This window comes from Citrobacter sp. Cpo221 (assembly GCF_030332345.1).
Taxonomy (GTDB): Bacteria; Pseudomonadota; Gammaproteobacteria; order Enterobacterales; family Enterobacteriaceae; genus Citrobacter; species Citrobacter portucalensis.
Window position 1 is genome coordinate 37,829 of sequence record NZ_JAOWIA010000052.1, and the last position, 22,266, is coordinate 60,094.

The following is a 22,266-nucleotide window of genomic DNA, read 5'->3' on the forward strand; positions in this document are numbered from 1 at the left end:
GCTATGTTAAGGGTCTACCACTCCAACCGTCTGGATGTGCTGGAAGCGTTAATGGAATTTATCGTTGAGCGCGAGCGGCTGGACGACCCCTTTGAGCCTGAGATGATCCTGGTTCAAAGTACCGGTATGGCGCAGTGGCTACAAATGACTCTTGCACAGAAGTTTAGTATTGCCGCCAATATCGATTTTCCGCTGCCCGCGAGTTTTATCTGGGATATGTTTGTGCGCGTGCTGCCGGATATCCCGAAAGAGAGTGCGTTCAGCAAACAGAGCATGAGCTGGAAGTTGATGACGCTGTTGCCACAATTGCTGGATAGCGATGACTTCGCATTGCTACGCCACTATCTGACGGACGACACTGATAAACGTAAGCTTTTTCAGCTTTCCTCGCGCGCGGCTGACCTTTTCGACCAGTATTTAGTCTACCGCCCTGACTGGTTGACCCAGTGGGAAGCGGGGCGACAGGTTGAGGGACTTGGCGAGTCTCAGGCCTGGCAGGCACCGTTGTGGAAAGCGCTGGTGGAATACACCGCGGAATTGGGCCAGCCGCGCTGGCATCGTGCCAATTTATACCAACGATTTATTCAGACGTTGGAAAACGCGTCCGAGTGCCCGCAGGTACTGCCTTCTCGCGTCTTTATTTGCGGTATTTCGGCGCTGCCGCCGGTTTATTTGCAGGCATTGCAGGCACTGGGTAAGCACATTGATATTCATCTGCTGTTTACCAACCCTTGTCGCTACTACTGGGGGGATATTAAAGATCCTGCCTGGCTGGCGAAGCTGATGGCACGTCAGCGTCGGCACAGCTTTGAAGAACGGCATCTGCCGCTGTTTCGTGATAATCAGAAAGCCGAAGGATTATTTAACAGCGATGGCGAACAGGATGTGGGTAACCCGATGCTGGCCTCGTGGGGCAAGCTGGGGCGTGATTACATTTATTTGCTTTCGGAGCTGGAAAACAGTCAGGAACTGGATGCGTTTGTCGACATTACACCTGATAACCTTTTGCATAATATTCAATCAGATATTCTGGAACTCGAAAGTCATGCCGTAGCGGGCGTTACGCTGGAAGAATATTCCCGTAGCGACAATAAACGACGGCTTGAGCTGAACGACACCAGCGTGACTTTCCATGTCTGCCATAGCCCACAGCGCGAGGTGGAAATTCTTCATGACCGGCTGTTGGCCATGCTGGAAGCGGACCCAACGCTGACGCCGCGCGATATTATCGTGATGGTGGCGGACATCGACAGCTACAGCCCATTCATTCAGTCGGTCTTTGGTAGCGCGCCAGCCGAGCGTTACTTACCTTATGCAATATCTGACCGTCGGGCACGCCAGTCTCATCCCGTCTTACAGGCCTTTATCAGCCTGCTGTCGCTGCCGGATAGCCGTTTTGTCTCAGAGGATGTCCTGGCGTTACTGGATGTTCCCGTGCTGGCGGCGCGTTTCAACATTGATGAAGAAGGGTTGCGCTATCTTCGCTTATGGGTCAATGAATCCGGGATTCGTTGGGGAATTGACGACGATAACGTGCGTGAACTGGAACTTCCACCTACAGGTCAGCATACCTGGCAATTTGGTTTAACGCGTATGCTGCTCGGCTACGCGATGGAAAGCTCGCAGGGCGAGTGGCAATCGGTATTGCCTTACGATGAGTCCAGCGGCCTGATTGCCGAGCTGGTAGGGCATCTGGCCTCGCTGCTGATGCAGCTTAATCTCTGGCGTAGGGGGCTAGCGCAGGAACGACCGCTGGAAGAGTGGCTACCCGTTTGTCGGGAAATGCTTAATGATTTCTTCCTACCGGACGCGGACACCGAAGCGGCGATGACGCTGATTGAACAGCAGTGGCAGGCCATTATTACCGAAGGTTTAGGGGCTGAGTACGGCGATGCTATACCGCTCTCTCTGTTGCGTGATGAGCTAGCCCAGCGCCTTGACCAGGAACGCATCAGCCAGCGCTTCCTGGCGGGGCCCGTTAACATTTGTACGCTGATGCCGATGCGCTCCATTCCGTTCAAAGTGGTGTGCCTGCTGGGTATGAACGATGGGGTTTATCCGCGTCAACTTGCGCCGCTGGGCTTTGATTTAATGAGCCAAAAACCGATGCGAGGTGACCGCAGTCGTCGCGATGATGACCGCTATTTGTTCCTCGAAGCATTAATCTCAGCACAGCAGACGCTCTACATCAGCTACATTGGCCGCTCTATTCAGGATAACAGCGAGCGCTTCCCGTCGGTGCTGGTGCAAGAACTGATGGACTACATTGGACAAAGCCATTATCTGCCGGGCGATGAATCGTTGACCTGCGATCAAAGCGAGGCAAGGGTAAAAGCGCACATTACCCGTTTGCATACCCGTATGCCCTTTGATGCACAAAACTATTTGCCGGGCGAACAGCAAAGCTATGCCCGGGAATGGCTGCCTGCGGCGAGCCTGTCAGGAAAAGCGCACACGGATTTTGTGCAGCCTCTTCCCTTTGAAATGCCAGAAACGCTAACGCTGGAAACGCTGCAGCGGTTTTGGGCACATCCAGTACGCGCCTTTTTCCAGATGCGTTTAAGGGTCAACTTCCGCTCTGAAGAGAGTGAGATCCCCGATACGGAACCTTTCATTCTTGAAGGGTTGACCCGCTACCAGCTTAATCAGCAATTGCTTAATACGCTGGTTGAAGAGAACGATGCTGAACGACTGTTCCGCCGTTTTCGTGCGGCGGGCGCGCTACCCTATGGGCCGTTTGGCGAAATTCTGTGGGATACGCAGCGTCAGGAAATGCAGTCGCTGGCTGAACGCATTATCGCCTGTCGTCAGCCCTGTCAGAGCATGGAAATCGATCTTAACTGTCACGGCGTGCAAATCACCGGCTGGCTGCCGCAGGTGCAAGAGGATGGTTTGTTGCGCTGGCGCCCATCTTTGATAAGCATTGCGCAGGGTGTGCAACTTTGGCTGGAACATCTTGTCTATTGTGCCAGTGGCGGTAGGGGAGAGAGCCGATTGTTCCTGCGTAAAGACGGAGAATGGCGTTTTCCGCCGCTGGATGCAGAACAGGCGTTGCTGTATCTGTCGCAACTCATTGAGGGGTATCGGGAAGGCATGTCGTCACCATTGCTGGTATTGCCCGAAAGCGGCGGTGCATGGATAAAAACCTGTTATGACGCCGCAAATGATGCCATGTTAGATGACGATGCAACGTTGCAAAAAGCGCGCAGTAAGTTTCTGCAAGCCTATGAAGGCAACATGATGGTACGTGGCGAAGGTGATGATATCTGGTATCAGCGTCTTTGGCGTCAACTGGATGCTGATACGCTGGAGGCTATTGTTTTACAGTCTCAGCGCTACCTGTTACCGATTTTTCGCTTTAATCAGTCATGATGATTGTATAAAAATTGCGCAATTTGATGGCTTCCACTATGATGCGCATTCTGTCACGGACTGATTCTTACAAAGAGAAGATGCTGGCTCGTTCAGCACATAGTCTTGCCCTGTTCAGGTCATGTATTTATACGTGGTTTGTAGTGAACAGGTGAATTCGTTAATGATGAGGTTTGTGAATGCCCCGCAGCACCTGGTTCAGCGCATTACTGTTGTTCGTCGCCCTTTGGGTTCCCGTAAGTCAGGCAGATACCGGTTGGCAGCCTTTAGCTGAAACCATCCGTAAAAGCGATAAAGACACCCGTCAGTATCAGGCCGTGCGCCTTGATAACGGCATGGTTGTGCTGCTGGTATCCGATCCTCAGGCCGTGAAATCCCTTTCTGCACTGGTAGTCCCCGTGGGCTCGCTGGAAGATCCGGACGATCATCAGGGGCTGGCGCACTATCTCGAACACATGTGTCTGATGGGCTCGAAAAAATACCCACAGCCGGACAGCCTGGCTGAATTCCTGAAAATGCACGGCGGTAGCCACAATGCCAGTACTGCGCCTTATCGTACGGCCTTCTATCTTGAAGTCGAAAACGACGCGCTGGTGGGGGCGGTGAATCGCCTGGCGGATGCTATTGCCGATCCATTGCTGGATAAAAAATATGCCGACCGCGAGCGTAACGCGGTTAACTCCGAGCTGACGCTGGCGCGTACCCGAGACGGGATGCGTATGGCGCAGGTGAGCGCTGAGACGATCAACCCGGCGCACCCTGGCTCGCGTTTCTCTGGCGGGAATCTCGAGACATTAAGCGATAAACCGGGCAACCCGGTGGTGCAGGCATTACAAAAATTTCATGAAAAGTACTACTCTGCTAACCTGATGAAGGCGGTGATTTATAGCAATAAACCGCTGCCTGAGCTGGCGCGGATAGCGGCTGACACCTTTGGGCGCGTACCGAACACAAATATCGAAAAGCCTGAAATTACCGTACCGGTCGTCACTGACGCGCAAAAGGGCATCATCATCCACTATGTTCCGGCAATGCCGCGTAAAGTATTGCGCGTCGAGTTTCGTATCGATAACAACAGCGCGCAGTTCCGCAGTAAAACCGATGAACTGGTGACCTACCTGATTGGCAATCGTAGCCAGGGCACGTTGTCTGACTGGCTGCAAAAGCAGGGCCTGGTTGAGGGTATTCGCGCGGACTCCGATCCGGTGGTCAACGGGAACAGCGGCGTATTAGCCATTTCCGCGACGTTAACCGACAAGGGGCTGGCGAACCGCGATGAAGTTGTCGCGGCAATCTTTAGCTACCTCAATTTGTTACGCGAGAAAGGTGTCGATAAACGCTATTTTGACGAGCTGGCGCACGTGCTGGATCTCGATTTCCGTTATCCCTCCATCACCCGTGATATGGACTACGTGGAATGGCTGGCTGATACCATGATCCGCGTTCCCGTCGAGCATACGCTGGATGCGGTGAATATTGCTGACCAGTACGATGCGAAAGCCGTTGAGCAACGTCTGGCAATGATGACGCCGCAGAATGCGCGTATCTGGTATATCAGCGCGAAAGAGCCGCATAATAAAACCGCTTATTTTGTCGATGCGCCTTACCAGGTGGATAAAATCAGCGACAAAACCTTTGACGACTGGCAGCAAAAAGCGCAGGGCATTGCGCTGTCGTTACCGGAGTTGAACCCCTACATTCCGGATGATTTCACGCTGATTAAGACGGATAAAAAATACGCTCATCCTGAGCTGATCGTTGATGAGCCGGATTTACGTGTGGTGTATGCCCCGAGCCAGTATTTTGCCAGCGAGCCAAAGGCTGACGTCAGCGTGATCCTGCGTAACCCGAAAGCCATGGACAGCGCCCGCAACCAGGTCTTATTCGCACTTAACGATTACCTGGCAGGGATTGCGCTCGATCAGTTAAGTAACCAGGCATCGGTAGGTGGAATTGGTTTCTCTACCAACGCTAACAATGGGTTGATGCTTAACGCCAACGGCTACACCCAACGTTTGCCGCAGCTTTTTCAGGCGCTGCTGAGCGGCTATTTCAGCTACACCTCAACGGACGAACAGCTGGAACAGGCGAAATCCTGGTATGCCCAGATGATGGATTCCGCAGAAAAGGGTAAAGCTTACGATCAGGCTATTATGCCGGTGCAGATGCTTTCTCAGGTGCCGTACTTCTCCCGCGACGAGCGCCGTAAACTGCTGCCTTCCATCACCCTGAAAGAGGTGATGACCTACCGCGACGCCTTAAAAACCGGTGCGCGACCTGAATTCCTGGTCATTGGCAATATGAGCGAAGCTCAGACGACGAGCATGGCGCGGGATATCCAAAAACAGCTAGGTGCGAACGGGTCACAGTGGTGTCGCAACAAAGATGTGGTTGTGGACAAGAAGCAGTCCGTCATCTTTGAAAAAGCAGGCAGCAGCACGGATTCAGCGCTGGCCGCGGTATTTGTGCCAACCGGATACGATGAATACGCCAGTTCAGCCTACAGCGCTATGTTAGGTCAGATTGTTCAGCCGTGGTTCTACAATCAGCTGCGTACTGAAGAACAGTTAGGCTACGCCGTATTTGCTTTCCCGATGAGCGTTGGCCGTCAGTGGGGAATGGGGTTCCTGCTGCAAAGCAGTGATAAGCAGCCGTCTTACCTCTGGGAGCGTTATAAAGCATTCTTCCCGACGGCGGAAGCGAAGCTGCGGGCGATGAAACCTGAAGAGTTTGCGCAAATTCAGCAGGCGATTATTGCGCAAATGCTGCAGGCGCCGCAAACGCTGGGGGCGGAAGCCTCACAGTTAAGCAAAGATTTTGATCGCGGCAATATGCGCTTCGATTCACGTGATAAAATAGTGGCTCAGATTAAACTGCTGACGCCGCAAAAACTTGCCGACTTCTTCCATCAGGCGGTGGTTGAGCCGCAAGGCATGGCGATATTGTCACAGGTTTCCGGCAGTCAGAATGGGAAAGCAGAATATGTGCACCCGGAAGGCTGGAAAGTGTGGCAGACCGTCAGCGCGTTGCAGCAAACCTTACCCCTGATGAGTGATAAGAATGAATGATGCCGCTGAGTCCCTTGATCCACTGCGCTTGCCCCTGACGGGCGAGCGTCTGATTGAAGCCTCTGCGGGCACCGGTAAAACCTTTACCATCGCCGCCCTGTATTTACGTTTACTGCTTGGACTGGGCGGCTCTGCCGCCTTTCCTCGTCCTCTGACCGTCGAAGAACTGCTGGTGGTCACCTTCACCGAGGCGGCTACCGAAGAGTTGCGCGGTCGAATTCGTAGCAATATTCATGAACTGCGAATTGCCTGCCTGCGTGAAACCACCGACAACCCGCTATATGCCCGTTTGTTAGATGAAATTGCCGATAAAAAACAGGCCGCGCAGTGGCTGCTATTGGCTGAAAGACAGATGGATGAAGCGGCGGTGTTTACCATCCACGGCTTTTGTCAGCGTATGCTCAGTCTCAACGCCTTTGAGTCAGGCATGCTGTTCGAACAGCAGCTGATAGAAGATGAATCGCTGCTGCGCTATCAGGCTTGCGCGGACTTCTGGCGTCGGCACTGCTACCCGCTGCCCCGCGACATTGCGCAGGTGGTTTTTGAAACGTGGAAAGGCCCGCAAGCGCTGCTGAGAGATATCGATCGCTATCTGCAGGGGGAAGCGCCGGTTATCAAGGCGCCACCGTCTGATGACGAAACGCTGGCCTCCCGGCATGAACAAATTCTCTCACGCATTAACCAGATCAAGCAGCAATGGCGTGATTGTGTTGATGAGCTGGATGGCCTGATGGAAGCCTCCGGAATTGACCGGCGTAAATTTAATCGCGGTAATCAGGGTAAGTGGATCGAAAAGATCAGCGCGTGGGCGCAGGAAGAAACACAAAGTTACCAGCTTCCTGACGCGCTGGAGAAATTCTCACAGCGTTTTCTGGAAGAGCGCACCAAAGCGGGTGGGATAACCCCTCAGCACCCGCTGTTTGTCGCTATTGATGAACTGCTTAGCGAACCGTTAACTCTCCGCGATCTGGTGATCACTCGTGCGCTGGCGGAGATCCGCTCGGCAGTTGCCGAGGAAAAACGTCGCCGCGGCGAGCTGGGTTTTGACGATATGCTCAGCCGTCTGGATGCGGCGTTGCGCAGTGAAAGCGGCGATGCGCTGGCGACGGCTATTCGTACTCGTTTTCCGGTCGCCATGATCGATGAATTCCAGGATACCGATCCACAGCAGTACCGTATTTTTCGTCGGATCTGGCAGCATCAGCCGGATACCGCACTGCTGCTAATTGGTGATCCGAAACAGGCAATTTACGCGTTTCGCGGCGCGGATATCTTCACCTATATGAAGGCGCGCAGCGAAGTCAGCGCACACTATACGCTCGATACCAACTGGCGTTCGGCCCCCGGCATGGTCAATAGCGTGAATACGCTTTTCAGCCAGATGGACGACGCCTTTATGTTCCGCGAAATCCCTTTCAGCCCGGTAAAATCCGCAGAAAAAAACCAGGGGTTACGGTTTGTTTTACGCGGCGAAACGCAGCCCGCTATGAGTATGTGGCTGATGGAAGGAGAAAGTTGCGGCGTAGGCGATTATCAGAGCTACATGGCGCAGGTGTGCGCCACGCAAATTCGCGACTGGCTTAAGGCCGGGCATTCTGGCGCAGCGCAACTGGTAAGTGGCAAAGCATCCAGCCCGGTACGCGCGTCGGACATTAGCGTATTGGTTCGTAGCCGCCAGGAGGCGGCGCTGGTCCGTGATGCACTGACGCAACTGGCCATTCCCTCTGTCTACCTCTCCAACCGTGACAGCGTATTTGAAACGCTGGAAGCACAGGAGTTGCTGTGGGTGCTGCAGGCGGTGATGACGCCGGAGCGTGAGAACACGCTGCGTAGCGCGCTGGCAACGTCAATGATGGGGCTGAATGCGCAGGATCTTGAAGCGTTAAATAACGACGAAAATGCCTGGGATGCGGTGGTCGAAGAGTTCGATGGCTATCGTCAGATCTGGCATAAACGCGGCGTGATGCCGATGCTGCGTGCGCTGATGACAGCTCGCCAGATTGCGGAGAACCTGCTGGCGACGGCGGGAGGCGAACGTCGACTGACCGACATTTTACATATCAGCGAACTGTTGCAGGAAGCGGGCTCGCAGCTGGAAAGCGAGCATGCGCTGGTGCGCTGGTTGTCCCAGCATATTCTTGAACCCGACAGCAACGCGTCAAGCCAGCAGCTCAGGCTGGAAAGCGACAAGCATCTGGTCAAAATCGTCACCATCCATAAATCGAAAGGGCTGGAATATCCGCTGGTCTGGCTGCCGTTTATCACCAATTTCCGCGTCCAGGATCAAGCTTTCTATCACGATCGAAGCTCTTTTGAAGCGGTGCTGGATCTCAGCGATGCCGAGGAGAGCGTTGAGCTAGCCGAAGCAGAGCGTCTGGCGGAAGACCTGCGTTTGCTGTATGTCGCGCTAACCCGTTCGGTATGGCACTGCAGCCTTGGTGTTGCGCCGTTGGTACGACGTCGGGGCGATAAAAAAGGGGATACCGATGTGCATCAGAGCGCCCTTGGTCGCCTGTTGCAAAAAGGCGAGCCGATGGATGCCGTGGGTCTGCGTAGCGCGATTGAAGCGCTTTGCAGCAACGATATTGCTTGCCAGACTCCCGCGCAGCCTGACGGTGAACCCTGGCAGGTTGCGCAGGCTGTTAGCAGCGAACTGAGTGCAAAAATACTGCAGCGTAAGCCCGGTGATAGCTGGCGCGTGACCAGTTATTCCGGTCTGCAACAGCGTGGACAGGGTATCGCGCAGGATCTGATCCCACGACTGGATATCGATGCCGCAGGCGTCGGTGAGGTTATTGAAGAATCAGGACTTACACCGCATCAGTTCCCGCGCGGCGCTTCGCCAGGTACGTTCTTGCATAGCCTGTTTGAAGATCTCGATTTTACGCAACCGGTGGATCCGCATTGGGTCGAGGAGCAACTGGCGTTGGGCGGTTATGACGCACACTGGACGCCGGTTTTGACCGAATGGCTGGACGCCATTTTGCAGGCGCCTCTCAACGAGACGGGCGTGAGTTTGAGCCAGCTATCCGCGCGTGAAAAACAGGTGGAGATGGAGTTTTATCTGCCGATTTCGCAGCCGTTAATGGCCAACCAGCTTGATGCGTTAATTCGCCAATACGATCCGCTCTCGGCGGGGTGCCCTGCGTTGGACTTTATGCAGGTTCGCGGCATGCTGAAAGGCTTTATTGACCTGGTATTCCGCCACCAGGGGCGTTATTACCTGCTCGATTACAAATCGAACTGGCTGGGCGAAGACAGCTCTGCCTATACGCAGCAGGCGATGGCCTCTGCCATGCAGGCGCATCGCTACGACCTTCAATACCAACTTTATACCCTCGCGCTGCATCGCTACTTACGCCATCGCATTGCTGATTACGATTATGAACGCCATTTTGGCGGCGTTATCTATCTCTTCCTGCGCGGCGTTGACAGTGAAAATCTGCAGCAGGGAATTTACGCGACCCGACCTGACGGAGAGTTGATTGCATTGATGGACGAGATGTTTGCCGGTGCGGTGCAGGAGACGATGTTATGACAATCCAGAAACGATTTCTGGAGGCTGTTGAGCAAAAACAGCTCCGGCCTCTGGATGCTCAGTTCGCGCTGGCGGTTGCCGGAAGTGACAACCCAGCTGTTGCGCTGGCTGCGGCGTTGCTCAGCCGTGAAGCGGGAGAAGGGCACGTCTGCTTACCGCTTTCACGGTTATCTCTGAGCGAGGACGCGCATCCTCTGTTAAGCGCCTGGCTCGCTGAAACGGGCGAGCCTGAAGACTGGGCGGAATGTCTGTTGGCTTCCAGTGCGGTAAGTCGTGGCGAGCAACCTACGCCGCTGGTGCTGTACGGCGATCGCCTGTATCTGAACCGAATGTGGCATAACGAACGTACGGTAGCTCGCTTTTTCAGTGAAGTGAACCACGCCATTGAAGTGGATGAACAACGGTTGACCCACACGCTGGCGGCGCTGTTTCCGCCATCGGAGGGGGTTAACTGGCAAAAAGTAGCCGCTGCTGTTGCGCTCACCCGCCGGATATCAGTGATCTCCGGCGGACCGGGGACGGGAAAAACGACAACGGTCGCAAGGCTGCTGGCGGCGTTGATTCAAATGGCAGACGGTGAGCGCTGTCGTATTCGACTGGCGGCGCCAACGGGAAAAGCGGCTGCGCGCCTGACCTCCTCACTAGGAGCGGCGCTACGAGAACTACCGCTAACCGATGAACAAAAGAAACGCATCCCCGATGACGCCAGTACGCTGCATCGATTATTAGGCGCTCAGCCTGGCAGTCAGCGCCTGCGTCATCATGCCGGAAACCCGCTGCATTTGGATGTGCTGGTGGTGGATGAAGCCTCGATGATCGATTTGCCGATGATGTCGCGCCTTATCGATGCGCTGCCGCCGCACGGACGGGTGATTTTTCTGGGCGATCGCGACCAGCTCGCTTCCGTCGAAGCGGGGGCGGTGCTGGGGGATATCTGTGCTTTCGTCGGTGACGGGTTTACCCCGGAACGCGCCCGCCAGCTCAGTCGCCTGACCGGAAGCGCTATTCCGGCAGGTACGGGAACTCAGGCTGCTGCTCTGCGCGACAGTCTGTGCCTGCTGCAAAAGAGCTACCGTTTCGGCAGCGATTCCGGAATCGGTCAGTTGGCTGCTGCGATTAATTGCGGCGATAAATCTGCGATAAAAACGATTTTCCAGCAGGGATTTAGCGACATCGAAAAACGCACGCTACACAGCAGCGAGGATTACGCCGCGATGCTGGATGAGGCGCTGGCGGGTTATGGGCATTACCTGGATTTGCTGCGCGAGGGCGCAGAGCCAGGAGCTGTCATTCAGGCCTTCAATGAGTATCAACTGCTATGCGCCCTGCGGGAAGGTCCGTTTGGCGTTAGTGGTTTGAATGAACGCATTGAGCAGGTGATGGCGCAAAAACGTAAAATTCATCGTTCGACGCATAGCCGCTGGTATGAGGGAAGGCCGGTGATGATCGCGCGCAATGACAGTTCGCTGGGATTATTTAACGGTGATATCGGCATTGCCCTCGACCGTGGACAGGGCCTGAGGGTGTGGTTTGCGTTGCCGGATGGTTCTATCAAATCGGTGCAGCCCAGCCGCTTGCCTGAACATGAAACCACCTGGGCGATGACGGTGCACAAATCGCAGGGATCTGAGTTTGACCACGCGGCGTTGATTTTACCCAGCCAGCATTCACCCGTGGTTACCCGCGAGCTGGTCTATACCGCCGTTACCCGCGCGCGTCGCCGCCTGTCGCTGTATGCCGATGAGCGGATATTGAGCCGCGCCATTGCCACCCGCACTGAACGTCGCAGCGGACTGTCAGCATTATTTAATGACGGCATGATGTAGATGTAGGCCGGATAAGCGTCAGCGCCATCCGGCCTAAAAAAATGTGCCAGCGATGTAGGCCGGATAAGGCTGTTATGCCGCATCCGGCAACCATTCCTATGCCAAATCCGCCATCAGCACTTTTGACCGCCGCTGATAGTTGTACATCTCTTTCTTGCTTTCCGGCAGCAGGTCGATATCCACCGGCGTGAAGCCGCGCTCCTGGAACCAGTGGATGCTGCGTGTGGTTAACACAAACAGCTTGCTCAACCCCATTTGCCGGGCCTGCGCGGCGATTCGTTCCAGCAACACTTCCCCGCGTGATGAGCTACGGTAGTCCGGATGCACTGCCACGCACGCCATTTCGCCAATTCTCTCTTCCGGGAAAGGGTACAGAGCGGCACAGGCGATGGTCAGGTTATCACGCTGAATAATCGTGAATTTGTCGATCTCCATTTCCAACTGCTCGCGCGAGCGGCGAACCAGAATACCTTGCTGCTCCAGCGGGCGGATAAGCTCCAGAATCCCGCCGATATCGTTAATGGTAGCGCGACGGATCTGCTCGGCGCTTTCCATCACGATCTGCGTACCGATCCCGTCGCGGGAGAACAGTTCCTGCAGCAATGCACCATCTTCCTGATAGCTGATCAGATGGCAGCGGCGTACGCCACTGCGACAGGCTTTCACTGCTCCGCGCAGGAAGCGCACCGTGCCGGAGCTGTAATCGCCTTTCTCTTCCTGCAACTCAACACGAGCCTGAGCTTCGTTAGGAAACAGCTCGGAAATAATATCTCCGTCATCGTTGGTGACACCCTGAGAGGAGCAAAAGCCGATCATTTTCTCGGCCTTCAGTTTGATAGCCAACTGCGTGGCGACCTCTTCTGACGTCAGGTTAAAGCTCTCACCGGTGACGGAAACGGCAACCGGGCCCATCAGCACAATTGCGCCGCTGTCTAACTGGCGGTGAATGGCATCTTCATCAATACGACGAATACGCCCGCTATGGCAGTAATCTACGCCGTCATCAACGCCCAGCGGCTGAGAGATAATAAAATTACCGCTGACCACATTGATGTGAGCACCCTGCAATGGCGTATTATTCAGGCTCATCGACAGGCGGGCGGTAATATCAAGCTGAAGTAAACCCGCAGCCTGTTTGACCAGCTCCAGCGTTTTAGCGTCGGTAACGCGCGTATTTTTGTGGTACACCGGCTCATGATGATGCGCCGCAAGATTGGCATCAATCTGCGGTCGTGCGCCATAGACCACGACCAGGCGGATGCCGAGGCTATGAAGAAGACCAATGTCATTGACGATACTGGAAAAATTTTCATGCTCGATGGCTTCGCCGCCCAGCATAATGACAAACGTTTTTCCCCGATGGGTATTGATATAGGGAACAGAATGGCGGAATCCCTGTACCAGTTCGGTTCTACGCTCCTTCACCACGGCACACCTTCATTGCATGATTATTCGTAATTTGTGTATTTTTATTCTGTTTTTGCGCTGTGCGCAAGCGTAATTTTTACCCATGCCGAAGATTTTTCTCAGTAATGCCGTGAATATAAAAAGAATGTTTACCCTTTTATAGATGACAGATTATGCGTCATTCGCTAAAGTTTCCGGTCAATTCGGACGTTTTACGTATTACCTCTAAAAAAGATTTCTTTGCTCGGGAGAAGCATGTCGGGATCCAATTCAGCAATCAGTCGCCGCCGTTTATTGAAAGGTGCGGGTGCTATGTGGCTTTTGAGCGTCAGCCAGGTGGGTCTGGCGGCCGTGAGTCAGGTCGTTGCCGTCCGTATCTGGCCTGCGTCCAGCTACACTCGCGTCACGGTAGAATCTAACCGTCTGCTGAAATACAAACAGTTTGCCCTGAGTAATCCTGAGCGTGTGGTTGTGGATATTGAAGACGTTAATTTGAACTCGGTGCTCAAGGGCATTGGGACGCAGATTCGTCCTGACGATCCGTATATTAAGTCTGCGCGCGTTGGCCAGTTTGATCCAAAGACCGTGCGGATGGTGTTCGAGCTGAAACAGAATGTGAAGCCGCAACTTTTCGCGCTGGCTCCGGTGGCAGGCTTTAAAGAACGTCTGGTGATGGATCTCTATCCCGCGAATGCCCAGGACGTTCAGGACCCGCTGCTGGCATTGCTGGAAGATTACAACAAGGGCGATCTGGATAAACAGGTGCCACCTGCACAAAGTGGCCCACAGCCGGGTAAAGCGGGGCGCGATCGTCCCATTGTCATTATGCTGGATCCGGGCCACGGCGGAGAAGACTCCGGTGCGGTGGGGAAATACAAGACGCGTGAAAAGGATGTGGTGCTGCAGATTGCCCGCCGCCTGCGAGCCCTCATAGAGAAAGAGGGCAACATGAAGGTCTTTATGACACGAAATGAAGATATCTTCATTCCGCTTAAAGTCCGCGTGGCGAAAGCGCAGAAGCAGCGTGCTGACCTGTTTGTCTCTATTCACGCCGATGCCTTTACCAGTCGACAACCCAGCGGTTCGTCGGTGTTTGCGCTCTCGACCAAAGGCGCGACAAGTACCGCCGCGAAATATCTGGCGCAGACCCAGAACGCCTCGGATCTCATTGGTGGCGTCAGTAAGAGCGGTGACCGCTACGTCGACCACACCATGTTCGATATGGTGCAGTCGCTGACCATCGCCGACAGCCTGAAGTTTGGTAAAGCGGTATTGAACAAGCTTGGCAAAATCAACAATCTGCACAAGAATCAGGTTGAACAGGCCGGGTTTGCGGTACTAAAAGCGCCAGATATCCCGTCTATTCTGGTCGAAACGGCATTTATCAGTAACGTTGAGGAAGAGCGTAAACTCAAAACGGCGACCTTCCAGCAGGAAGTTGCAGAGTCGATTCTGGCAGGGATTAAAGCCTACTTTGCCGATGGGGCGACGCTGGCGAGAAGGGGATAACAAAAAAGCGCTGAAAAGCGCTTTTTTTATGGGCAACAGAAACAAAAAAACACCCGTTAAGGTGTTTAATGTGTTGGTTGCGGGGGCCGGATTTGAACCGACGACCTTCGGGTTATGAGCCCGACGAGCTACCAGGCTGCTCCACCCCGCGTCACCGTACTGCTTATATTTTATCAAATTTGATTGGTTGCGGGGGCCGGATTTGAACCGACGACCTTCGGGTTATGAGCCCGACGAGCTACCAGGCTGCTCCACCCCGCGTCACCGTACTGCTTATACTTCATCAAATTTTAATTGGTTGCGGGGGCCAGATTTGAACTGACGACCTTCGGGTTATGAGCCCGACGAGCTACCAGGCTGCTCCACCCCGCGTCCGTGGATGCGCACTATACTCTGCTCGCATTTTCATGCAACCCTTTTTTCACCTTGATCACGTTTTTAGGGTGAAAATGAACAAAAACAACGCATTCTGGATTATTTTTTGCTCAAAATTTGCGTTCGGGTATGTATACGCATTTCATTAGGTTCGGGGGTTTGTTATCTTCGTCTCGCATTCAGGCAACATAAGACGAGAACAATGAAAGGACGTTGGGCAAAATATCTTCTGGCGGGAGCTGTAGTCGCGATGCTCGCCGCGTGTTCCTCAAAACCCACCGATCGTGGGCAGCAGTATAAAGACGGGAAATTTACCCAGCCTTTCTCACTGGTGAACCAGCCTGATGCGGTTGGCGCGCCAATCAATGCCGGTGATTTCGCCGAGCAGGTTAATCAAATTCGCAGCGCTTCGCCACGTTTGTACGGCAACCAGAGCGACGTCTACAACGCTATCCAGCAATGGTTACGTGCGGGCGGTGATACGCGCAGTATGCGCCAGTTTGGTATTGATGCCTGGCAAATGGAAGGGGCGGACAACTACGGTAACGTCCAGTTTACCGGTTACTACACACCGGTTATCCAGGCGCGCCATACGCGCCAGGGCGAGTTTCAGTATCCTATCTATCGCATGCCGCCAAAACGTGGGCGCTTACCATCTCGTGCCGAGATCTACGCGGGCGCGCTAAGCGACAATTATATTCTGGCATACAGCAACTCCCTGATGGATAACTTCATTATGGATGTTCAGGGCAGTGGTTACATCGATTTTGGCGATGGCAGCCCGCTCAACTTCTTTAGCTATGCCGGGAAAAATGGCCACGCCTATCGCAGTATCGGTAAAGTGCTTATCGACCGTGGCGAAGTGAAAAAAGAAGATATGTCGATGCAGGCTATTCGCCACTGGGGTGAGACGCACAGCGAAGCCGAAGTGCGTGAGCTGCTGGAGCAGAACCCATCGTTTGTCTTCTTTAAACCGCAATCTTTTGCTCCGGTGAAAGGGGCCAGCGCGGTGCCGCTGATTGGCCGCGCGTCCGTAGCTTCTGACCGTAGTATCATTCCTGCGGGCACAACGTTACTGGCGGAAGTCCCGTTACTGGACAATAACGGCAAGTTTACCGGCCAGTACGAACTGCGCCTGATGGTGGCGTTAGATGTGGGTGGGGCTATTAAAGGGCAACACTTCGACATCTATCAGGGTATTGGCGCTGACGCCGGACACCGTGCCGGGTGGTATAATCACTACGGTCGCGTATGGGTACTAAAAACAGCGCCGGGTGCGGGTAACGTGTTCAGCGGTTAATTGCCGGATGGTGCTTCGCTTATCAAGCCTACATTATTGAGTAGGCCTGATAAGGCGTAGCCGACATCAGGTAGTCAGACTGCTCGGTATTAATGAATTTGAGGTTCTATGTCTGTGGTTATTAGCGATGCCTGGCGCCAACGTTTTGGCGGTACGGCACGTCTGTATGGCGAAAATGCGTTGCAGCTGTTTGCCCAATCGCACGTTTGCGTGGTTGGGATTGGCGGAGTAGGGTCATGGGCGGCGGAAGCGCTGGCGCGAACCGGTATTGGCGCTATCACACTCATTGATATGGATGATGTGTGCGTCACCAATACAAACCGCCAGATCCATGCGCTGCGTGATAACGTCGGTCTGGCAAAAGCTGAAGTGATGGCGGAGCGTATCCGACAAATTAACCCGGAGTGCCGGGTGAACGTGGTCGATGATTTTGTTACGCCAGATAACGTTGCTGAATATATGAATGCAGGATTTTCGTACGTCATCGATGCGATTGATAGCGTGCGCCCAAAAGCGGCACTGATCGCGTACTGTCGGCGTAACAAAATTCCGCTGGTGACCACCGGTGGTGCGGGCGGACAGATCGATCCTACGCAGATTCAGGTCGTTGATTTGGCAAAAACCATCCAGGATCCGCTGGCGGCCAAGCTGCGTGAGCGGCTGAAAAGCGATTTTGGCGTGGTGAAAAACAGCAAAGGCAAGCTGGGCGTGGACTGCGTGTTCTCGACCGAAGCGCTGGTTTACCCGCAGGCGGATGGCTCGGTATGTGCGATGAAAGCGACGGCGGAAGGGCCGAAGCGTATGGATTGCGCGTCCGGGTTTGGCGCGGCTACCATGGTGACAGCCACCTTTGGCTTTGTTGCTGTCTCCCATGCGCTGAAGAAGATGATGGCGAAGGCCGCGCGTCAGGTCTGATTGTGTCGGATGGCGCTATGCTTATCCGACCTACGGTTAGTGCAGTGTTGTAGGCCGGATAAGACGTATCTGCGTCGTCATCCGGCTTTCTGGGCCGCCTCGAGAATCGCCTCGTTTAGAGCATGCAGCCCCTGGCTACGCGAGGCGCTGAGCTGCGCGCGTAAACCTAGTTCATCAAATAACGCCATCGGCGAACGCGCCAGTAACTCGGCTGCGGTTTTACCTTCGACCGCCGTGAGTAATACCGCCAACAGCCCGCGTACTATTCGACCTTCGCTGTCGCCGAAGAAATGCAGAGTGCCATTCTCATGAAGAGTATGCCCCAGCCAGACGCGGTTTTCGCAGCCCGAAATTTCTTTGGCCTGCGCCTTTAGCGTATCCGGAAGCGCCGGCAACTGCTTACCCAGCAGAATCAGCTGGCGATATTTATCTTCCCACTGAGTAAGCGGGATAAAGGTATTGCGTAACGTCTCTTCGGTTACGGTTGTGCCAAACGGGTGTCCGGCGAACAGAGGGCTTGTCATTAATCCACCAATATTTCCAGCGCGCGGTCGACGGCTGCGACCAACGCATCCACATCGCTTTGGGTATTATAAGGGGCAAATGAGGCGCGTAGTGTTCCGGATACGCCAAGTTCCGCCAGCAGCGGCTGTGCACAGTGTTGCCCCGCGCGCAGCGCAATGCCATATTCGGCCAGCAGAGTGACCATATCGCTGTGATGAACACCCGCGAAATCAAAGGCTAACAGACTGGAGTCCTGGCAGCGGAAGGAACGAAAGCCAGGGCGTTTCGCCAGGGCATCTTCTGCCAGCGTCGCCAGACCCCGGCTCCAGTTTTCGGCCTGTGCAACGTCGACGTCCGCCAGCCATTCGAGCGCCGCGCTTAGCCCGATAACGCCAGCAACGTTAGGCGTACCGGCTTCCAGCTTCCATGGTGCGGGCTGGGTGGTGAAACCGTCAAAACTGACTTCGCTAATCATCTTACCGCCCCCAAGCCAGGGAGACATGGCTTCCAGCAGTTCCGGCTTACCGTACAGCACGCCAATACCGGTGGGGCCATATAGCTTGTGGCCTGAAAACGCATAGAAATCAATATCCAACTGCTGTACATCGGCAGGGTAATGCACAATCCCCTGGGCACCATCAACCATCACCACCATGCCAGCCGCATGGGCGAGCGTAATGGCGCGGGCCAGATCCGGGCAGCCACCGGTGACGTTCGACATTTGCCCGAGCGCCAGAATGCGGCTGCGCGGGGTAATGAGCTGCGTGAGGCGCTCAACGTCTGGCAATAAATGGGGGTTGAGTGGGAGTTTGACGACCTTAGCCCCCGTTTGCTCCGCGACCATCAGCCAGGGAACGAGGTTGGCGTGATGTTCCGCTGCGCTGACGATAATCTCATCACCCGGTTGTAGGCGTGGACGCGCATAGCTTTGGGCAACCATGTTGATCGCTTCCGTTGTGCCGCGGGTCCAGACGATGGTTTTGTCATCCGACGCATTAATCAGGTGTGCGACTTTTTCCCGCGCGGCTTCATAGCGTGCGGTCAGGCGCTGGGCTTCAGCAAACTGGCTGCGATGGACGTTCCCGGCACTCAGGCTATAAAACTGATGGGTTGCCTCAATGACCGCCTGCGGCTTCAGTGCCGTAGCAGCGCTGTCGAGATAAACGCCTGCATCGTTGAGTGCGGGAAATTGTGCGCGAAACTGCGCGGGGTTAAAAGCGTTCATGGTATTCCTCAGTTCAGTAAACCGATCGTGGCGCAAAAAGGGCATTGATACAAGGGTTGTGCTAACCATCGGAATACTCTGGATATCCTGGCAAAGCCCGTTCAGTGTCTTATGCTAAATAGCGTTAGGCGAACAATTTTGCCTGTTACGGAGTATGTTTTTAATAGCATAAATCGCTTTAAGGAGAAGAAGATGAAAAAGACTGCAGCCATAATTTCTGCCTGTATGCTGACTTTTGCCCTGAGCGCCTGTTCTGGTTCGAATTACGTGATGCACACCAATGATGGCCGATCAATCGTAGCTGATGGTAAACCACAGACCGATAATGAGACGGGGATGATTTCGTATAAAGACGCTAACGGCAACAAACAGCAGATTAACCGCACTGACGTGAAAGAGATGGTAGAACTGGAGCAATAATAGCAGGTCGGCCATCGACGAAACGTGGACAAAAAAAAGCACCGCAATTTGGCGGTGCTACATTAATCACTATGGACAGACAGGGTAAATGTACAGGAAGTGAAAAAGGGTAGCTTTGCTACCATGGTCTGAATCGCAGACCAATTGCAAACACAACAACACAACATCACAACCGTAAGCCAAAAGCCCACCAGAACACGCATTCCGATAAAACTTTTCGTTCCGGCTTCAGGAAGTGCCGCCACTATAGGTATTTGCTGGTAGAACCTCAACGGACAATTTATAATGGCTCAGATAAAAAAAACTAATAGGTTACAGCCTGTTAGCTAATTGTTAAATTCATTTAACATCAAAGCCTAAAAGTCATGTCAAAACGATTACCACCCTTAAATGCGTTACGTGTTTTTGATGCTGCCGCGCGTCATTTAAGCTTTACTCGCGCAGCAGAAGAGCTTTTTGTGACGCAGGCCGCAGTAAGTCACCAAATCAAGTCACTTGAGGATTTTTTGGGGCTAAAACTGTTTCGTCGACGCAATCGATCTTTGCTGTTAACGGAAGAAGGTCAAAGCTACTTTCTCGACATTAAAGAGATTTTTTCGCAATTAACCGACGCGACGCGTAAACTTCAGGCACGCAGTGCAAAAGGTGCGCTTACCGTGAGTTTATTGCCCAGTTTTGCGATCCAATGGCTGGTGCCCAGACTCTCTAGCTTTAACTCAGCTTATCCGGGAATCGATGTCAGGATCCAGGCGGTGGACCGTCAGGAAGACAAACTGGCTGATGATGTTGATGTGGCGATTTTCTACGGACGTGGCAACTGGCCGGGTCTGCGCGTGGAAAAATTGTACGCAGAATATTTATTGCCGGTCTGCTCTCCGCTGTTGCTTACCGGTGATAAACCGCTAAAGACACCGGACGACCTGGCAAAACACACTTTATTGCATGATGCGTCGCGACGAGACTGGCAAGCCTATACGCGCCAGCTTGGCCTGAATCATATCAACGTACAGCAAGGACCTATCTTCAGCCATAGCGCCATGGTGCTACAGGCTGCAATCCATGGACAGGGGATCGCGCTGGCTAACAATGTCATGGCGCAGTCCGAAATTGAAGCCGGACGTCTGGTCTGTCCGTTTAACGATGTTCTGGTCAGCAAAAACGCATTTTATCTGGTTTGTCATGACAGTCAGGCAGAACTGGGTAAAATAGCCGCCTTCCGTCAGTGGATTCTGGCGAAAGCGGCCACGGAACAAGAAAAATTCCGCTTTCGTTATGAACAATAATTTACGTAGGGTATTCAAATGACCAGCCGTTTTATGCTGATTTTTGCCGCCGTAAGTGGCTTTATTTTTGTGGCGTTGGGCGCCTTTGGGGCACATGTTCTGAGCAAAACCCTCGGTGTTGTTGAAATGGGGTGGATTCAGACCGGCCTTGAGTATCAGGCGTTTCATACGCTGGCTATCTTTGGCCTGGCCGTCGCTATGCAACGGCGCATTAGTATTTGGTTTTACTGGAGTAGCGTGTTTCTGGCATTAGGTACAGTGCTGTTTAGCGGCAGCCTGTATTGTCTCGCGCTCTCTCATTTACGCCTGTGGGCGTTTGTTACCCCTGTTGGCGGCTTCAGCTTCCTCGTAGGCTGGGCGCTGATGTTAGTGGGCGCTATTCGATTGAAACGTAAGGGCGTTAGCCATGAATAAGGTTGTATTGCTGTGTCGCCCAGGTTTTGAAAAAGAGTGCGCCGCAGAAATTACGGATAAAGCAGGACGCCGGGAAATCTTCGGTTTTGCCCGCGTGAAAGACAATGCGGGTTACGTCATCTTCGAATGCTATCAGCAGGACGATGCTGAAAAGTTAGTGAAAGAGCTGCCGTTTAGTTCGCTGATTTTTGCTCGTCAAATGTTTGTGGTGGGCGAGTTGCTGCAATACTTACCGCCGGAAGATCGTATTACACCGATCGTTGGCATGTTGCAGGGCGTGGTGGAAAAGGGTGGCGATCTGCGAGTAGAAGTTGCCGACACCAATGAAAGCAAAGAGCTGGTTAAATTTTGCCGTAAATTTACCGTACCGTTGCGTGCAGCGCTGCGCGAAGCGGGCGTACTGGCAAAGTATGAAACGCCAAAGCGTCCGGTGGTTCACGTCTTCTTTATCGCCCCTGGCTGTTGTTATACCGGCTATTCCTGGCCTGACAATAACTCACCGTTTTACATGGGGATTCCGCGTCTGAAGTTTCCAGCCGATGCGCCGAGCCGTTCAACGCTTAAGCTGGAAGAAGCGCTGCACGTGTTTATCCCTGCCGATGAATGGGATGAGCGTCTGGCGAACGGGATGTATGCGGTGGATTTAGGCGCCTGCCCGGGCGGATGGACCTATCAGCTGGTTAAACGCAACATGTGGGTTTACTCCGTGGATAACGGCCCGATGGCGCAAAGCCTGATGGATACCGGACAGGTCACCTGGCTGCGCGAAGACGGATTTAAGTACCGTCCGAATCGCAACAATATTTCGTGGATGGTCTGTGACATGGTGGAGAAGCCGGCGAAGGTTGCCGCCCTGATGGCACAATGGCTGGTCAACGGCTGGTGTCGTGAGACGATCTTCAACCTCAAGCTGCCGATGAAAAAACGCTACGAAGAGGTATCGCAGAACCTGGCTTACATTCAGGCCCAGCTTGATGAACATGGTGTAAATGCCCAGATTCAGGCGCGTCAGTTGTATCATGACCGTGAAGAAGTAACCGTTCACGTACGTCGTCTGTGGGCTGCCGTCGGCGGTCGTCGCGACGAGCGATAAGGCTACAACCCAGGTCG

At 53.8% G+C, this 22,266-nt stretch carries 14 protein-coding genes and 3 tRNA genes; 11 read left to right on the top strand and 6 right to left on the bottom strand.

Translation table 11 applies throughout. The features are described from left to right. Positions 1–3 precede the first annotated feature (3 nt). From recC to recD, 4 genes are all read left to right on the top strand, one after another. A complete protein-coding gene (gene recC / locus OGY72_RS12165) occupies positions 4–3,372 on the top strand; it encodes an exodeoxyribonuclease V subunit gamma (protein ID WP_286547800.1) in 3,369 nt (1,122 codons plus the stop codon). 179 nt (positions 3,373–3,551) lie between these two features. Continuing rightward, positions 3,552–6,440, top strand: a complete 2,889-nt coding sequence (ptrA, locus tag OGY72_RS12170; protein ID WP_286547801.1) for a pitrilysin — start codon at positions 3,552–3,554, stop codon at positions 6,438–6,440. After that, entirely contained in the window at positions 6,433–9,978 is a 3,546-nt protein-coding gene (gene recB / locus OGY72_RS12175) for an exodeoxyribonuclease V subunit beta (protein ID WP_286547802.1), read from the top strand. Before ptrA ends, recB begins: the two co-directional genes overlap by 8 nt. Then, complete coding sequence (gene recD / locus OGY72_RS12180) at positions 9,975–11,804, top strand: exodeoxyribonuclease V subunit alpha (protein WP_063940938.1); 1,830 nt, start codon at positions 9,975–9,977, stop codon at positions 11,802–11,804. Before recB ends, recD begins: the two co-directional genes overlap by 4 nt. Positions 11,805–11,900: 96 nt before the next feature. On the opposite strand, the gene argA is transcribed toward recD, so the two are convergent. Further along, on the bottom strand, positions 11,901–13,232 hold the full coding sequence (gene argA, locus OGY72_RS12185) for an amino-acid N-acetyltransferase (RefSeq protein WP_003034012.1): 1,332 nt from the start codon (positions 13,230–13,232) through the stop codon (positions 11,901–11,903). Positions 13,233–13,466: 234 nt separating this feature from the next. Between argA and amiC the strand changes: the two genes are divergently transcribed. Further along, positions 13,467–14,720: an N-acetylmuramoyl-L-alanine amidase AmiC gene (gene amiC, locus OGY72_RS12190; RefSeq protein WP_003034016.1), complete on the top strand. Its 1,254-nt coding sequence runs from the start codon at positions 13,467–13,469 to the stop codon at positions 14,718–14,720. Between the two features lie 74 nt (positions 14,721–14,794). Here the strand turns inward: amiC and OGY72_RS12195 are convergent. The 3 genes from OGY72_RS12195 to OGY72_RS12205 form a co-directional block, all read right to left on the bottom strand. Beyond that, positions 14,795–14,871: transfer RNA gene (locus OGY72_RS12195), tRNA-Met, on the bottom strand. A 33-nt stretch (positions 14,872–14,904) separates the two neighbouring features. Next, positions 14,905–14,981: transfer RNA gene (locus tag OGY72_RS12200), tRNA-Met, on the bottom strand. Positions 14,982–15,015: 34 nt separating this feature from the next. Then, a tRNA-Met gene (locus OGY72_RS12205) sits at positions 15,016–15,092 on the bottom strand. Between the two features lie 205 nt (positions 15,093–15,297). Here OGY72_RS12205 and mltA point away from each other — a divergent pair. Together mltA and tcdA are read left to right on the top strand one after the other, a co-directional pair. Further along, positions 15,298–16,395 (top strand): murein transglycosylase A, encoded by a 1,098-nt coding sequence (gene mltA / locus OGY72_RS12210; RefSeq protein ID WP_008785702.1) that lies wholly within the window; start codon positions 15,298–15,300, stop codon positions 16,393–16,395. A 108-nt stretch (positions 16,396–16,503) separates the two neighbouring features. Next, positions 16,504–17,310, top strand: a complete 807-nt coding sequence (gene tcdA, locus OGY72_RS12215) for a tRNA cyclic N6-threonylcarbamoyladenosine(37) synthase TcdA (protein ID WP_286547803.1) — start codon at positions 16,504–16,506, stop codon at positions 17,308–17,310. Positions 17,311–17,387: 77 nt separating this feature from the next. Here the strand turns inward: tcdA and csdE are convergent, their stop codons facing one another. Both csdE and csdA read right to left on the bottom strand, forming a co-directional pair. Further along, positions 17,388–17,834 (bottom strand): cysteine desulfurase sulfur acceptor subunit CsdE, encoded by a 447-nt coding sequence (csdE, locus tag OGY72_RS12220; protein WP_267440727.1) that lies wholly within the window; start codon positions 17,832–17,834, stop codon positions 17,388–17,390. After that, the gene (gene csdA / locus OGY72_RS12225; RefSeq protein WP_126956653.1) at positions 17,834–19,039 is read right to left on the bottom strand and encodes a cysteine desulfurase CsdA; all 1,206 of its coding nucleotides are present in this window, start codon (positions 19,037–19,039) and stop codon (positions 17,834–17,836) included. Before csdA ends, csdE begins: the two co-directional genes overlap by 1 nt. A 192-nt stretch (positions 19,040–19,231) precedes the next feature. Here csdA and OGY72_RS12230 point away from each other — a divergent pair, with 192 nt between their 5' ends. The 4 genes from OGY72_RS12230 (at position 19,232) to rlmM (ending at position 22,249) form a co-directional block, all read left to right on the top strand. Next, positions 19,232–19,459: a YgdI/YgdR family lipoprotein gene (locus OGY72_RS12230; RefSeq protein ID WP_003825635.1), complete on the top strand. Its 228-nt coding sequence runs from the start codon at positions 19,232–19,234 to the stop codon at positions 19,457–19,459. A gap of 365 nt (positions 19,460–19,824) precedes the next feature. Beyond that, positions 19,825–20,742 carry a glycine cleavage system transcriptional regulator GcvA gene (gcvA, locus tag OGY72_RS12235; RefSeq protein WP_003034035.1) on the top strand — a complete coding sequence of 306 codons (918 nt, stop codon included), beginning with the start codon at positions 19,825–19,827 and terminating at the stop codon, positions 20,740–20,742. 18 nt (positions 20,743–20,760) lie between these two features. Beyond that, positions 20,761–21,156, top strand: coding sequence for a DUF423 domain-containing protein (locus tag OGY72_RS12240; RefSeq protein ID WP_003034037.1), 396 nt, complete (start codon positions 20,761–20,763; stop codon positions 21,154–21,156). Further along, positions 21,149–22,249 (top strand): 23S rRNA (cytidine(2498)-2'-O)-methyltransferase RlmM, encoded by a 1,101-nt coding sequence (gene rlmM, locus OGY72_RS12245; protein ID WP_003034040.1) that lies wholly within the window; start codon positions 21,149–21,151, stop codon positions 22,247–22,249. The genes OGY72_RS12240 and rlmM overlap by 8 nt, the downstream gene beginning before the upstream one ends. Positions 22,250–22,266: the final 17 nt, after the last annotated feature.